The organism is Cytobacillus gottheilii (assembly GCF_900166665.1).
Lineage (GTDB): Bacteria > Bacillota > Bacilli > Bacillales > Cytobacillaceae > Cytobacillus > Cytobacillus gottheilii_A.
In genome coordinates this window covers 1,052,212-1,067,323 of the sequence record NZ_LT800494.1, presented here as the reverse complement: position 1 = coordinate 1,067,323, position 15,112 = coordinate 1,052,212, and the positions used below count along the sequence as shown (strand labels likewise).

Below are 15,112 nucleotides of genomic sequence, written 5' to 3'. Positions count from 1 at the left end.
TGCCGCGGTTTTTAAGTTTGGTTCTTTCGTGATGAAAAATGATTGGTCGGGGGCATCTTAGTAATATGTCTGTTGCTTGAAATGAAAAGCACGAAAAAAGAATCAATTCAAACCGAAATCTCCTGCAAAAAAAAAGCCTATCCCAAAAGGATAAGCCTATTGAAATCGAACCTCACTGCGATAAATTCTGCTGCCTTTATTCGAAAATTTCTCTTCGTATTCTGTCATAATATTTCCTTCATAATCACTCTTATGCAAATCAAGGCTGACAAACGTTAACAGCATACCGTATTCTGAAAAGCTTGTTAAAGAATATTCAAACAATCCTTGATTATCTGTTTTGAAGTGAATTTCTCCCTGATCCACAAGTATATTCTCATAAATTTGCAAAAAGCTTTTATACGTAAGTCTTCTTTTCGCATGGCGTGTTTTTGGCCACGGATCTGAGAAGTTTAAATAAACGCGGTCAACATCACCTTTTGCAAAGAATTCTTCAAGGTCATTTGCGTTTACATTCATTAATTTGACATTCGGAATTTCTTCCTCAATAATGCGGTCCAGTGCTGTGACAATCACACTGTCTGCCAGTTCAATGCCAATATAATTTATATGTGGATTTGCTTTTGCCATTCCTGTAATAAATCTGCCTTTTCCTGTACCTATTTCAATGTGCAGCGGCTGTTTCTTCTCAAAAACAGTACCCCAGTTGCCTTTATGCTCTTGAGGGGAAGTAATCACATATTGTGGATATTCATTTAATTTATCTTTAGCCCAAGGCTTGTTTCTTTGTCTCATACTGACACTCCTAAAAAATAATATCCTTCAAAACATATCATGCAGATCCTTGAAGTGCAACCCTCTAAACATGTATTCAAGATTCTGGCACGCATAAATAAACAAGGGAATCACAACCTAGTTGTGATTCCCTTTTTCTCTGCTTTACAAAGCATTGAAAGAACAACCATTCCTTAAACAGAAAGGATGTCTGTTATGCCATTAAGCCAGCAGGATCAGTTTTCATTATTAAGAGATATTTTAAGCAATCATCAAAGTGATTGCTGCGGCTCCGTTGCAGAATGTGAACAGCTTGAACGGTTAGTCAAATCTTTAATGGTCCAAACCAATTCAGATCGTCAAATCCAGCCTGTTTTAGAAGAAATTTACCGCTATAGCCAAAATGGGATTGCTTCACCAGAATTGGATCAGCATATTGAATCCAATCAGCAAGAACTCTCACAATGGGTAAGTCAAATCAACCAATATTCCTAGTCTAAAACGGCGGCAAGGAAATCTATCCATTTATCCATTTCCGAATATCTTTCTTTACTTTTATGCCATTGAATAAAATGAAGCGTTTGAGCGATGACATACCACTTCATGCGCAGGCGCAAATGATCCGTTAATTGTACACCATAACGTTTCACCCAATCTTCCCATTGGTCTTCAGGAATATACCAATAAAGAAGCATGCCAAGATCAATAGCTGGGTCTGCAATCATGGCACCATCCCAATCAATTAGATACAACTGGTTGTCCTCTGTCAGCAGCCAGTTGTTATGATTGACATCACAATGGCAGACCGTAACCTCTTCACAATCAATTTCCTCAATGGAATGATACAAAAATTGAAGGCCTTTTTGTATATAATCGTGCTGCTTTAGTGAAGGATCTAACTGAGTATTTACCATATTTAACAGGCTTTCAGGCTGTAAAGGCGGTTTCCCGATCCTCATTAGCATAGCAAGCAGCGGTTTAGAGGAATGGATTTTGTTTAACAGCATTGCCACCCGCTCATCATTCATGTCCGCTGCTTTAAGCTCTCTTCCATTCAGCCATTGCTGCGCTGTTACAACATCACCATTTTCCATTCTCTTTGTCCAAACGAGCTTAGGGACAATACCCTCTGCAGATAATACAGCGAGAAAGGGGGAAGAATTTCTTTTCAGAAATAATCTTTGCTGTTCAAACTGCGCGAAATAAGCTTCACCAGTTGCTCCCCCAGCGGGTACAATTTCCCATTCCTCTCCAAAAAAATGTTCCAAGATTGTTCACCTTCAATTTGCTATGCTTCAGCTTTACTCGATAATAGCTAAATTAGGCTTCAGCGATGAAGCCCAACAGTTGCATGAATGCATTATTTTAATTTGTAATTTAAGACAATTGTCATTGTAATTAACAGAGTTTAATTAGATTGGGCTTAAAAGAAGCTCCTTTATTTCTCCAATAAAAAAAAGCTATTGATTTCATTCAACAATAGCTATAATAGTAAATTTTATCTCTTTAGGGCTTTAGCCGTCAAGTCTATCCACATAAGCTTTTAGATTTCCTCCTGAATTAGAACGTACGTACTGATGGGCTTCAATTCTATTTTTTTCGAAACAGCCTCCAGCTCATTTACTCCTGCAGATTGATCGTTAGCGATAACAGACCAAATTCCCTCTGGCAGAACTGCAGGACAAGGATTTTGAAAAGGATTAAAAAACACAAGAATGCGGCTCCAGCTTCCAAACTCTTGTACATCATGCAGTAAAAAACCTAAAACAGGTTTCACCTCTTCTAGAACACGAAGGTGCTTCCGTATGTCCTCAGCCTCTGAAAAGCGAAAGGCTCCGTGTTTTTGGCGGATTGAAATCATACCCTTTATATAATTTACATGATCTTTATACTGAGCTTTTCTGCTCCAATCCATTTGATTGATTTCATTTGAAGATCGATAGCTATTTCCTACCCCGTGTTTAGTACGGAAGAATTCCTGTCCGCTGTGAAAAAAGGGAACACCTTGTGATAGAATTGTCAACACTGTTGCCAATCGGTGGCGCAGCTTCAATTCTTGTTCATCTCCATCCTGAAAACAAGCTGTGATTTTATCCCACATCGTATGATTATCATGTGCTTCCACATAGTTAATGGACTGTTCCGGAGATAGAAATAACCCCTTCTCATCACACATCCCAATACTGCCGCTGATCACTTCAGAAGCATCCTGATAATATCCTGCATTTCCTAAAGCATAGCCTTTATCGTATAAATGAAATGTACTCCCCTTTATTCGATCCCTAAATTTATCATTAAAATGAGCAATTCCAGGCATTTTTAACTGATTGCGCATACTCGCCTTTTGCCCTGCAGGGATAGGTGTATTTAATTCCCATCCTTCTCCCAGCAAAAGAATAGAAGAATCAATTTCTGCCGTTTTTTCTCTAATCAGGTTCATCGTTTCAATATCGAGGATTCCCATCAAATCAAAGCGAAATCCATCTACATGATATTCTTTTTGCCAGAACAGCACAGAGTCAATAATGAATTTTCTCACCATTTTTCGTTCTGAGGCAATGTCATTTCCGACTCCCGTTCCATTTGATGGCATCCCAAAAGCATCATGGCGAAAAAAATAGCCTGGAACAATCTTCTCAAATGAAGAGCTTTCACGTTCGTATACATGGTTGTATACAACATCAGTTATAACCCTTAATCCTAATGAATGCACAGTAGATATTAATTCCTTTAATTCTTTAATCCGTGTGTAAGGATCTCCGGGATCTGTTGAATAGCTTCCATCAGGCACGTTAAAATGAAGGGGATTATAGCCCCAATTATATTCGTTATTACTCTTGACCTCATCAACGCCTGCAAAATCATGAAAAGGAAGAAATTGAATATGAGTTACACCAAGATCAGCAGCGTATGATAATCCTGTCAATCCTCCATCACTGCTTTTTGTGTTTATTTCAGCCGCACCATTATATAAACCTTTTTGACTTACACCGCTATCATGATGGATCGTGAAATCACGGATATGTGTTTCGTATATAATGGCATCTACAGGACTGCTTAACCTTGGCAGCTCTCTTTTCGTCATAGCTGTCTTTTTCAAATTAACAATCACACCATGCTCTCCGTTTGGTGTAAGCGCAACAGCGTATGGATCAACAGCTTCCTGCCAGCGTAAATTGACACATACTAGATACGTATATTTCCTTCCTTCCAGATCCCCATCGATTGTTAGCTCCCAAACTCCTTTCTCTCCTCTATTCATTGGCCATTTTTCCGATTCTCTTCCGTCATTATTAAAAAGTCTCAGTTTTACCGTCCCCGCTGTGGGTGCCCAAAGAGAAAAAGACGTCGCTTCTTTTGTGTAAGTAAAACCCAACCTTCTTTCAATGTAAAATATGTCATCAAATTCCTTTGTTCGAATCACTGCACCTATTTGTAAATCAGTCGTATTTCCATGTTCGTCCTCAATCAAATACTCTGATCCAATGTCAATACTCTGATCCAGCCGGCAAGAATACTTTATAAAATCCTCAATAGGTTCACTGCTTAACATTTCAAGCTGAGATCGTTCTTCATCACTCTTTATAAAAAAAGCAGCTGATTTCCCTTCATAATAATCATAAGGAAGCAGGATGGTGATCAAGCTAATTTCATCTAAATAAGCTTCAAAATCTCTTTCAATCCTAATTAACAATGCCGAACCTCCTCTTTCTCCATCTGATTATTTGCAGTCATAACTCGGACTTGCCTCGGTAGTATTGTAACTGATAATGGCGTCACTCCTGCTGCCTCACCATCTGTATGGACCGGAAGCCGGGTACTGGAGTCAAGATGAATATATCTTCCTTGAAACATTTCAACGCCTTTAATATGTACATGTTTACCAGAAAAAACAGTAAAAAAAACAAATAAGAGCTTCAAGCGGGACACATGGTGGACAACTGTTATATCGAGCTTGCCATCTAGAGGCGAGGCATTTGGAGCGATCTTCATTCCTCCGCCGTAGTATGGCTGATTGGAAATGGTAACAAACCAAGCTTTCGAAAAATGATAGCTTTTCCCGTCAATTGTTAATTCGATTTCCCTTCTTTCGTATGTGAATAGCCTTTTTAGCAAAATCAATACATATGCAAGCTTCCCTAAAGAAAATAAACTAAGAACTTGTTTAAAAGGTGAATGGTTTGCCTCCTGAGCGACCTCAGCATCAAAACCGGCACCCATATTATTTATAAAATAATGAGGGTTTACTTTGTTTTGATCATATATAACACCAATATCAACATGAGTGCCTTCCCGCTTTCTTATTCGCAATAAATCTTTTAAGGCTGTCATTGCATCGCTGGAAACGTGAAAACCTTTTGAAAAGTCATTTCCAGACCCAGCTGGTAAAAATGCGACTTTGATATTCTTATGCTTCACTGCACCATTCAAGACTTCATGCAACGTCCCATCACCACCAACCACTGCAATGAGCACAGATTTTCCCCGCTTCTGTTCTGCAATCTTCTTGATCAGCTCTACAGCATGTTTTTTTTCTTTTGTAAAATAGGCAATGTAAGAAACGTCTTCGGTTTTTAACTGTTTCTCAAGTTTTCTCCATATTTTAAGGCAGCGTCCATTTTGCGCAGACGGATTAACGATACATATGAGTTGGTCATCTTGTTCATTCATCCTGCTGCTCCCACTCCATTCTTCGAATAGAAGATGTGAGACAATATTGAAGAAGATGTGAGGATGCCTTCATTTGAATATGCTTTAAAGGTGAACGCAACCCTCTCATACTCTGAAACCATTCTTCATATTTTCTTGATTCTATAAATTGAATATCGATTGGAGCGGATGGAAAATCAATATATCCATTTCTGCTGATGATTGCTTTTTTGATCGGCAATTCAATATCATGTATTTTAAAAATCTGTTTAGCAATCTTTTCGGTACGATTTAAGGCAAGCATTGGATTTAATATTTTCTTCTCACCATTTTTTCCGCGCTTTAGCCAGAAATGTTCCTGAGACCCTACAAATACTGCATTTTCCTCTTCTTCTAAGAAACTAATACACCATAGTTCTGTTGGCGTGATCATCATGGTCTCTGTTTCCACTGGAGCATTTTTCAGCTGAAAAATCGGACGAAACAAGATCAGAAAAGTATCTGGAAAGCGCTGCATAAAATACTTTAACTGTTCATTATAATAAAACGTTTTATCAACAAAAGATTTTTCCATTAAGGTCGAGCTCGCCCATTTCATTTGGAAACGAAAAATCTGGTCAAGAAATTGCTGCTTTAAAAGTTCTAGAGAATGTGGCCTGCTGCTATAAGAAACACTGAATTCCAGCTGATCAGCTTGGTCTTGGTCTTGATTTTGCTTTTTGTCGCTTGATTCCGCTGCATTTATCTCCATCATTTCTTCCGCTTTACGTTCATTTCTAAAAAGACCCTTCAGCTTCTGAAGTATCTGCTTCTCTTCTGCTTCAGGTGTCCAAGTCTCTTCAAATAAGTTCTTTTCAAAAAAAGGAGATGGTTCATCTTTGTTTTCCCAGGCTGCCTGTAGTTTTTCCCATTGCTGCTTTTTGAGCCTGACGTATCTGGAAGGGTATAGATATATGTTCTGCTCATATCTTGACACATAGTCTTGTAATTTAATTAATTGTCCCATTTCTGCCCCTGCCTTGTTTCTTTTATTCTTAGGCTTTTTTCGTTTTTTTAATGTGCGAACTTATTCCTAGCATTCGCATAAACCGGCCTATACCTCATTATATATCTACCGTAACGGAAAAATGGCTATTCTTTCGTATTTTGGTGTTTTATGCATATGTGTTTTGTATAACACAATTTCTTTTGCCATAAACATCCATTCTTTAGGCTCAAGAAGTGCTGCTGAATATGCTGACTCAGCTTGCCATCTTCTTGCCACTGTTATATGAGGCTTGAACGAACGTGTCTCGAGCCGGAAGCCTGCTTTTAAACAAGCATCATATACTCTCTTTCTCACTTTATGCAAAGGGGGGCTTTCTTTCAATCCCGCCCAAAATATACGCGGTGAATCTGCCTGGCCAAAGACATCAAGCTTATTTATATGTATTGAAAAAGAACGTATTTCTTCATGCTGCATGGAACTTCTAACTAAACTGATCGCATCCTCCAGCATGGTCTTCTCTGCCCCGCCAAGAAAGGCAAGCGTAATATGATAGTCTTCCTGATGAACCCATGTCTTAAACGGAAGAGTTACTTTATAAGCTTCAAAATAACTCCACATTTCCTTTTTAACTTCCTCTGGCAAACTTAAAGCAAAGAAATAATGTTCATTTCCCACAAAAAAACCTCCAAAGTGCATTTTTTTTATTTTAGCAGATGAAGGAGGCAGTTCCAAAGAGGCGGGGTATTTTATTCGGTGCTGCTTATTTACTGCTTTTCGAAAGAAGAAGCTGGGACAAAACGAAAATGCTATTTGTAAAAAGGAATGTTCATTTTCAAGGTTTGCATATTTACACAAGTCCGTTCCACCTGCGCTCCAGACCCTCGCTTTCCGTGGGGAGAAAGCTGAGCATCCTCGCGGGGTCTCACCTTTTCCTCTATTGCCCACATGAGTCGAGGGTCCTCCGCTCCATTTCACTCATGTTTAGAAATATTAAAAGTTAAACAAATAAAAAAAACGAATGATTAGAAAGATTCACTTCCTAACCATTCGCTTCTATGATCGTGTTAAATACTTATGTCTCAGCACCTTTATCATTACATAATCTTCCCACACTGTTCTTCAATCTCGTGCTGGAAAAGCTCTTGCAGCTTTTTTGTTACCGGGCCGGGCTCACCTGCTCCGACTGGCTTATTATCGATCTGAATGATCGGCATGATTTCAGCTGTGGTGCTTGATAAGAATACTTCATCTGCCTGTGACAGGTCAGCCAGTGTGAAGGCTTCCTCAGCAAATGGGATTTCATTTTTCTCACAATGAGCAAGAAATACTCTTCTTGTAATTCCATTTAAAATCAGATTTGTAGCAGGGTGTGTAAACACTTTGCCGTCCTTAACAATCGAGATATTGGAGGCACTTCCTTCTGTCACTGTTTCGCCTCGGTGCTGAATGGCTTCAAAACAGCCTGCTGCAACGGCTTCTTGCTTTGCTAAAAGATTGCCAAGCAGATTTAAGCTTTTCACATCACAAAGCAGCCAGCGGACATCTTCTTTTAATAGCGCTTTTACACCGTTTTCCATGTTTTCAGAAGGACGACCTACATGTTTAATATTGGCTGTAAAGCTTGGTGCAATCGTTTCACTAGGAAACGGATGATTTCTAGGTGAAACTCCTCTCGTAAATTGCATGTAAATAGTTCCAAGCTTTAAATCATTCCTGCTGATCAGCTCTGCAAGCTGTTCTTTTAGTTCTTCAACGGAATAGGGAATCTTCAGACCAATTTTCTCTCCGCTCACATGAAGGCGTTCCAGATGTTCATCTGCCGTAAACATTTTTCCATTATATACGCGAATAACTTCATAGACTCCGTCACCAAATTGAAAACCTCTGTCCTCAATATCTACTTTTGCTTGTGAACGTTCTACGAATTCTCCATTAACAATGACATATTCCATTTTCCAGCACCCCTCCCAAATAATTGCCAACACCCTTTAAAGCACTAAACTTTCTGCTATCTTACCAGCCTATTCTCTTATTTGGCAAGCTCAAAAATAGCATGAGCATAAATCGCGGTAGCCTTTACCAGATCCTCAATATACATATATTCATCCTTTTGATGGGCAATGTCTTCTCTTCCAGGGAAAAGCGGTCCAAAGGCAACTCCAGATTTTAAAGACCGTGCATATGTGCCGCCTCCAATTGAAAGAAGCTCCGGTTCTTCCCCTGTCTGTAATTGATACACCTTTTTGAGTGTTTGAATAAGAAAATCATCTTCAGCAACATGATGAGGTTTTGAATCTGAAAAATTTTCAATGGTAAAATGATTTTCTTCTAATAGCTGGTCCAGTTTTTCTTTTGTGTGATCCATCTCATTCGTAACAGGGTATCTTACCGTTAAACCAAGACGGCCGCCATCTTCTTTTGTATAAGAGAGTTTTCCAACATTAACGGTTAATTCGCCTGTGATATGATCCTCAAACGCAATTCCAAGCTTTTTCCCGCGTGAATCACCGCAAAAATATTGGTTTGTAAAAGTGATAAAATGCTGGGACTCAGCATCAAGCTGAATACCTGCTAGGAAATTGGCCATCAGTAAGCCGGCATTCTTCCCATTTTCAGGCTCTAATCCATGAGCAGATACACCTTGAAGCTCTAAAATTAACATTCCATTATCCATATAATATTTACCTTCAAGGTCACCATCCCGAAGAAAATCAGAGTACTTCTGCACAATCTCAGTTGGTTCAAAATGGATCAGCAATGAAGCCTTCGCAAAATCAGGGACCATATTATATCTCAAGCCTGAATGAAAGCTGTTCACTTCTGCCTGAACATTTATAACTTCCTTCTGTTCTTTTTTCAGCTGCACAATATCAAAATCGGAGATTCCTTTCTCCGCATAAATGATCGGAAAATCAGCGTCTGGAGCAAATCCAAGTGTTGGCATTTCTTCATGCTTAAAATAATGATCCACACAGCGCCAATTGCTTTCTTCATCTGTACCTATAATCATGCGAACTCTTTTGGAAAGAGGCAAGTCCAATTCCTTCACAATCTTCATTGCGTAATAGGCTGCCATTGTTGGTCCTTTATCGTCAATTGCTCCTCTGGCAAAGATTTTGCCATCACGAATTTCAGCTCCAAAGGGATCACTTGACCATCCATCCCCTTCTGGAACAACATCCACATGACATAGAATTCCGACGATCTCATCTCCTTCTCCAAACTCTAAATGGCCTGCCAGATTGCCGACATTTTTTGCTGTAAAGCCGTCCTTTTCACCAAGCGTCAGCATGAAATCCAGTGCCTCTTTTACTCCTTGACCAAGCGGGGCATCTTCCTTTGCATTTTCTTCGTCCAGTACACTTTTAATTTGCAGAAGAGCTTGTGCATCTTTAATCAGGCTTTCTTTTCGATTATTAACTTCCTTGTTCCAGTCAAGCACATTCATGATTCATCCTCCTCGGAATCTTTATATGTATTTTTTATAGGTTTTTCATTCTCATCACATTATAAAACAAAACGATGAAAATAGTTGACTATTGTATCTGATACAGAGTAGAGAAAGAGGAATATATAAACAATCCAACTGAAGAGATTCCGATCAGCAGCAGAATCGCAATAAAGTATAAAATCCAAATCGTTCTTTTTCTTGCTTTAAAATAATCATCAGCTTCTGTATATTTCTTCGTAATTGGATTGACCTGAAAGACTTTATCCCAAACAGACTGAAGCCAAGTATACATCATGAACAAGTAAGCGAAAAAGATAATGGATTTAATCCACATCGGCGGTATAACAACTATAGCGGCCGCACCAACGGACGTCATCTGAAAATAACTGAGCCAATAAGAGTAATTACGTATAAAAGCCTTTATAAATAGTTCTGTAAACCCATTTGCCTTTGTTCTCCTTTTGAACATCCTTTTCGATCTTCTAAATAAGAGAGGTCGTTTCCTTTTTGTAATGACAGGCTTCTCTACATCTTGTGAAATGGTAAAAATCATATTTATACCTGAATTTTTGCTTTCTTGCCCCATCTTGATGTCGTGATCAATCGTTGAAATGCGCTGCAGCGCCCGATAGGAAATGATCACACTGCCAATAAGCAGGATAAAACTCAGACCAGCCAGTACAAGATTGAACAGGTTTCCACCTGCCAATAGAGTATAGGCAACCAGATGTATTCCGCCAAAAATGGCAAATAAACAAACTCCTATGAACAAACCGATCCAGCGGCTTTCTATCCTTTTCCAATGATATTTACAAATGAGGATCGCGGAGCGAAGTGAAAACAAATAGAAGAATAGCAAAAAAATTAGGCCGCTTCCCATATTGAATTTCAAAATAAGAATGGGTGAGAGAATAATCAGTATAGCCGCTGCGCTCAAAGCCTCTGCAGCCAATGAATAACCATAGCCAAAAACTTTTATACCCAGAAAAAGCTTTCTTCTTTTCACTAAAAACAGCTTATCTGCTTCTTCCACATATGTCTGAATATTGCCGTACCACGACAGCAGGAATAATCCGAAAAAGAAGATTGATAAGGGGAGAGGCTCTGCCCACGATGGCGTCTCCTGCCACCATGAAATATATCTAAAAATACCAATAAGAATCGCTGGTATGATGATATAAACAACAACGGTCCAATCAGCGACAGTTCTCCAGACTTTGCGTTTGTATCGCTGGTTTTCCTTGAGTCTCCGCAGAAAAATACTGCTGCTATTCATTGGACTTACCCTCCGCTATTTGGTGAAAACAATCAAAGAGAGACGCATTCGGCAAGCTGCACTGCTCTCTTATGTCTGCCAATGTGCCTTCCGCCTGCAGCTGTCCTTCATGAATCATTAAGAAACGGTCACATACCTTTTCTGCTGTATCCAAAACATGTGTTGACATTAAAATCCCCGCGCCTCTTTTTCTTTCTTCTTCGATCGATTCAAGAAAAAGCTTCATTGCATTAGGATCTAATCCGATAAATGGCTCATCAATAATATAAATATCCGGGTCTGTGATCATCGATAATACTAATATAGCTTTCTGCTGCATTCCCTTTGAATATTTTCCAGGAAATTCATGGGCATGCTCTGCTAATTTATATTGCTGCAGCAATTTATTCGCTTTCTCTTTATATGTATGATCATCCAGACCTTCTACTGCTGCAACAAAATCGAGGTGCTCCCATAAGGTTAATTCATCGTAGAAAATAGGCCGCTCTGGAATATAAGAATACGTTGCATGTTCTTTAAATGTTACCTCTCCCTCTTTATAGGGCAGGAGCCCGAGCAGGGTTTTAATGGTTGTACTTTTTCCAGCTCCATTTGGTCCAATCAGTCCAATGAGCTCGCCCTTCCCGATCGAAAAGGCAATATCTTTTATTTTTGCTTCATCTTTTTCATAGCCAGCAGCTCTAATATTTACTTGTAATAGATTCATTCATTTCCCTCCCTATTCTTTATACGAATTAGAAAAGAAATAGTTTTGGTAAATTTTTATTTTTTTGATAATGATATAAATAATTTAACTGATTTCGCTTAGTATGCAGTCCGTTTCACATACACTGCGGACTCTCGCATTCCCAGGGTAAAAAACTGAGCCTTCTCGGCACGCCTGCAGGGTCTCACCCTTTCAACAAGCCCGTTCCACCTGCGCTGCGGACTCTCGCTTTCCGAGGGGAGGAAGCTGAGCCTCCTCGGCACGCCTGCGGGGTCTCACCCTTTCCTCTATTTCCCTCCGGAGTCGAGGGTCCTCCGCTCCATTTCACTCATGTTAAAAAAGAAAATTTTTTAAATAACAAATAAAAAACCGCATGATTAGAAAGATTCGCTTACTAACCATACGGTCCTATTGTCGTGTTAAATTTTTATGTCACAGCCTCTTGTGATCAATTAATTTTTTAATATAACCTACTATTCCAACAATCCTTCACTTTTTAAGTAATCCTGAGCAACTTCTTCTGGGCTTTTGCCTTCTACATTCACTTGGTAGTTCATTTCGCGCATTTCATTATCTGTGATTTTGCCGGCTAGTTTGTTTAATGCATCAACCACTTCGGGATAAGCTTCTGCTGTTTCTTCCCTCAATAGAGGTGCTCCCTGATAGGGTGGAAACAGGCCTTGATCATCTTCTAGCACTGTTAAACCATACTGCTCGAGTTCACTGTCTGTTGAATAGGCATCAACCATATTGATTTCTCCATTTTCAACAGCCTGATAACGAAGCTTCGGTTCCATTGTAATGACTTCTGGAAATTCGATGCCATATAGCTCCTGAATGCCCAGGTATCCATCCTCCCGGTCTGCAAACTCTAATGTGAAGCCTGGTTTAATCTGCTGCTGCACAGGAATGACATCTGAGATTGATGTGATTCCATATTGATCGCTCACCTCTTTAGGAACTGCCAGTGCATACGTATTGTTATAGCTCATTGGCTCTAATAAAGTTAGATTAAATTGTTCCAACAAGCCTTCTTTTGCCTGTTCATACACTTCTTCTCCATCCGTGCTCACTGCCGTTTCTTTCAGAAATTCTGCAATCGCTGTACCCGTAAATTCTGGATACACATCAATATCTTCTGATTGCAAGGCATTAAAGACGAAAGAAGTTTTACCAAAACCAGGTTTTAACTCGACCTGCAGATCTGTTTCATCTTCAATCAGCAGCTTATACATATTTATAAGGATTTCTGGTTCAGCGCCAAGCTTCCCCGCGATTACAAGATCACTTTCTTCCTCAGCAAAAATTAGAGGTGAAAGAATAATGAACAGTGCTGCTGCAGCCATAATGGCAAAGGCAGTGACAGACTTTTTAAAGGATAATTGCTCAATTTTTTTCAAAATGAAGTCAAAAAATAGAGCTAGTAGTGCTGCTGGTACAGCACCAAGAATAATGAGCAGGATATTGTTTCGGTCAATTCCAAGCAGTATAAGATCTCCCAGACCTCCTGCACCAATTAAAGCAGCCAAAGTGGCTGTTCCAATAATCAGGACCATTGCCGTTCGAATCCCAGCCATTATAACGGGCATTGCAAGCGGCAGCTCAACTTTTCCAAGTCTTTGATATGTATTCATCCCCATGGCACGTGCAGCTTCCAAAAGGGAAGAATCGACTTCTTTTAAGCCTGTATAGGTATTTCTCAGAATCGGGAGCAGTGCATATGCAACCAGTGCAATAATGGCAGGTACACGGCCGATGCCAAATAGCGGAATTAATAAACCAAGCAGAGCAAGCGATGGAATGGTCTGCAGAACTGCCGTTATCCCAATGATGCTTTCGGCCAGTCTCTCCTTCCGTGTTAAAAAGATCCCAATCGGAATCGCCAGCAATACTGCAAAAAAGAGCGCAATAAACGAAATTTGCATATGTTCAATCAGCGCTTGAAGAAGCTCTCCCTTGCGATCTGAAAAGACATTTATAAAATCATTCACTTAGGGCTTCCCCCTTTTACCGCACCACTCGCCAGGTAAGCGATAACTGCCTGCCGGTCAATGGAACCGAGTGCTTGATCATCTTCTATTATGACAACCTGCTCATCCTCTTTTAAGGTATGAAGAAGCTCTTGTATCGTAAATCCTGTATGAATTTTCCTAACAGTCGACAGTTCTATTTCTGGAGAAAGCGGTGATAGAAGCTCTTCCAAATTGATAGGCGTTTCATCATTACTTCTGCCAATAAAGCTTTTTACAAAATCATTTTGCGGTGCATGCAGAAGTTCTTCTGGTGTGCCAATCTGAATCATTTTCCCCTCATTCATAATCCCGATGCGATCGCCAAGCTTCAAAGCTTCGGATATATCATGTGTAACAAAAACGATTGTTTTCTTTATCGTTTGTTTCAGCTCTAAAAGATCATCTTGAAGCTTTTCCCTGCTAATCGGATCCAGCGCACTGAAAGGCTCATCCATTAAGATCAGCTTCGGATCCGCTGCCAAAGCACGCGCCACCCCGATTCTCTGCTGCTGTCCGCCAGAAAGCTCATTAGGCTTGCGGTCCTTAAATTCCTCTGGGTTCAATCCCACCATTGCCAAAAGCTCTGATACTCTTGCTTGTATATCCTGCTCATTCCATTTTTTCAGCTGAGGTACAATGGCGATATTCTCTTCAATCGTCATATGCGGAAACAGAGCAATCTGCTGCAGCACATAGCCGATATTGTAACGCAATTTATGTATATCATAATCAGTTATCCTTTTATTATCGATCAAAATGGTACCGTCAGATGGATCAATCAAACGATTCATCATCTTCAGCGTCGTTGTCTTCCCGCAACCGCTCGGTCCAATTAAAACAAAAAACTCTCCCTCTTCAATGGCAAAATTCAGGTCATTCACTGCTACAGAACCATCATATTGCTTCCTAACATCCTCAAAACGAATCATCACTCACAGCCCCTTTAACATTTAACACACAAAAAAAATGGAGAACCATTCTTGTGCACTTTGCATGCAACTAAAATATATAATCAGCCTTCCCCCATGGTTTACAAGTATGAACACTTGTCTCTTAGTATATGTCATTCTATTTTTACTGTAACACTCTTAATTAGATTGCAAAAATGTAAAGGCTGAATGTTGATAAATTCCTTCATAAAAGAAATAAAGGTCTGTTATTATACAATCAATTTTGTACCATTCTTGCTAACTAACTTACTTATAGTTCTTTTATCCTTATTAAGGTTTTTATAAACGTAAGAAGGTATAAAATA

13 protein-coding genes are annotated in these 15,112 nt (G+C 39.5%); 1 reads left to right on the top strand and 12 read right to left on the bottom strand.

Annotated features, from left to right (window positions below):
- Window positions 1-156 precede the first annotated feature (156 nt).
- Window positions 157-795 (bottom strand): tRNA (guanosine(46)-N7)-methyltransferase TrmB, encoded by a 639-nt coding sequence (gene trmB, locus B7E07_RS05305; protein ID WP_080844387.1) that lies wholly within the window; start codon window positions 793-795, stop codon window positions 157-159.
- 195 nt (window positions 796-990) lie between these two features.
- On the opposite strand from trmB, the gene B7E07_RS05300 reads away from it, so the two are divergent.
- The gene (locus B7E07_RS05300) at window positions 991-1,269 is read left to right on the top strand and encodes a YtzH-like family protein (protein WP_080844386.1); all 279 of its coding nucleotides are present in this window, start codon (window positions 991-993) and stop codon (window positions 1,267-1,269) included.
- Here the strand turns inward: B7E07_RS05300 and B7E07_RS05295 are convergent.
- From B7E07_RS05295 to B7E07_RS05245, 11 genes are all read right to left on the bottom strand, one after another.
- Complete coding sequence (locus tag B7E07_RS05295) at window positions 1,266-2,042, bottom strand: phosphotransferase family protein (protein ID WP_080844385.1); 777 nt, start codon at window positions 2,040-2,042, stop codon at window positions 1,266-1,268. The genes B7E07_RS05300 and B7E07_RS05295 overlap by 4 nt on opposite strands.
- Before the next feature lie 275 nt (window positions 2,043-2,317).
- Complete coding sequence (pulA, locus tag B7E07_RS05290) at window positions 2,318-4,468, bottom strand: type I pullulanase (protein WP_080844384.1); 2,151 nt, start codon at window positions 4,466-4,468, stop codon at window positions 2,318-2,320.
- Complete coding sequence (locus tag B7E07_RS05285; protein WP_080844383.1) at window positions 4,462-5,445, bottom strand: diacylglycerol/lipid kinase family protein; 984 nt, start codon at window positions 5,443-5,445, stop codon at window positions 4,462-4,464. Before B7E07_RS05285 ends, pulA begins: the two co-directional genes overlap by 7 nt.
- Complete coding sequence (locus B7E07_RS05280; RefSeq protein ID WP_080844382.1) at window positions 5,438-6,430, bottom strand: hypothetical protein; 993 nt, start codon at window positions 6,428-6,430, stop codon at window positions 5,438-5,440. Before B7E07_RS05280 ends, B7E07_RS05285 begins: the two co-directional genes overlap by 8 nt.
- 105 nt (window positions 6,431-6,535) lie before the next feature.
- Entirely contained in the window at window positions 6,536-7,087 is a 552-nt protein-coding gene (gene thpR / locus B7E07_RS05275; RefSeq protein ID WP_257391401.1) for an RNA 2',3'-cyclic phosphodiesterase, read from the bottom strand.
- A gap of 419 nt (window positions 7,088-7,506) precedes the next feature.
- Window positions 7,507-8,364, bottom strand: coding sequence for a D-amino-acid transaminase (gene dat / locus B7E07_RS05270; RefSeq protein ID WP_080844381.1), 858 nt, complete (start codon window positions 8,362-8,364; stop codon window positions 7,507-7,509).
- A 77-nt stretch (window positions 8,365-8,441) separates the two neighbouring features.
- Complete coding sequence (gene pepV / locus B7E07_RS05265; RefSeq protein ID WP_080844380.1) at window positions 8,442-9,860, bottom strand: dipeptidase PepV; 1,419 nt, start codon at window positions 9,858-9,860, stop codon at window positions 8,442-8,444.
- Between the two features lie 88 nt (window positions 9,861-9,948).
- Window positions 9,949-11,139, bottom strand: coding sequence for an ABC transporter permease (locus B7E07_RS05260; protein WP_080844379.1), 1,191 nt, complete (start codon window positions 11,137-11,139; stop codon window positions 9,949-9,951).
- A complete protein-coding gene (locus B7E07_RS05255; protein ID WP_080844378.1) occupies window positions 11,132-11,845 on the bottom strand; it encodes an ABC transporter ATP-binding protein in 714 nt (237 codons plus the stop codon). Before B7E07_RS05255 ends, B7E07_RS05260 begins: the two co-directional genes overlap by 8 nt.
- A 473-nt stretch (window positions 11,846-12,318) precedes the next feature.
- Window positions 12,319-13,836, bottom strand: a complete 1,518-nt coding sequence (gene opuFB, locus B7E07_RS05250) for an osmoprotectant update ABC transporter permease/substrate-binding subunit OpuFB (RefSeq protein ID WP_080844377.1) — start codon at window positions 13,834-13,836, stop codon at window positions 12,319-12,321.
- Window positions 13,833-14,786 (bottom strand): ABC transporter ATP-binding protein, encoded by a 954-nt coding sequence (locus B7E07_RS05245; RefSeq protein WP_080844376.1) that lies wholly within the window; start codon window positions 14,784-14,786, stop codon window positions 13,833-13,835. Before B7E07_RS05245 ends, opuFB begins: the two co-directional genes overlap by 4 nt.
- Window positions 14,787-15,112: the final 326 nt, after the last annotated feature.

Excerpts from the sequence above, each read along its gene's own strand:
- B7E07_RS05245 (WP_080844376.1), bottom strand. The coding sequence starts at position 14,786 with ATGATTCGTTTTGAGGATGTTAGGAAGCAATATGATGGTTCTGTAGCA.
- B7E07_RS05280 (WP_080844382.1), bottom strand. The coding sequence starts at position 6,430 with ATGGGACAATTAATTAAATTACAAGACTATGTGTCAAGATATGAGCAG.
- B7E07_RS05285 (WP_080844383.1), bottom strand. The coding sequence starts at position 5,445 with ATGAATGAACAAGATGACCAACTCATATGTATCGTTAATCCGTCTGCG.
- B7E07_RS05260 (WP_080844379.1), bottom strand. The coding sequence starts at position 11,139 with ATGAATAGCAGCAGTATTTTTCTGCGGAGACTCAAGGAAAACCAGCGA.
- pepV (WP_080844380.1), bottom strand. The coding sequence starts at position 9,860 with ATGAATGTGCTTGACTGGAACAAGGAAGTTAATAATCGAAAAGAAAGC.
- trmB (WP_080844387.1), bottom strand. The coding sequence starts at position 795 with ATGAGACAAAGAAACAAGCCTTGGGCTAAAGATAAATTAAATGAATAT.
- B7E07_RS05300 (WP_080844386.1), top strand. The coding sequence starts at position 991 with ATGCCATTAAGCCAGCAGGATCAGTTTTCATTATTAAGAGATATTTTA.
- B7E07_RS05255 (WP_080844378.1), bottom strand. The coding sequence starts at position 11,845 with ATGAATCTATTACAAGTAAATATTAGAGCTGCTGGCTATGAAAAAGAT.
- dat (WP_080844381.1), bottom strand. The coding sequence starts at position 8,364 with ATGGAATATGTCATTGTTAATGGAGAATTCGTAGAACGTTCACAAGCA.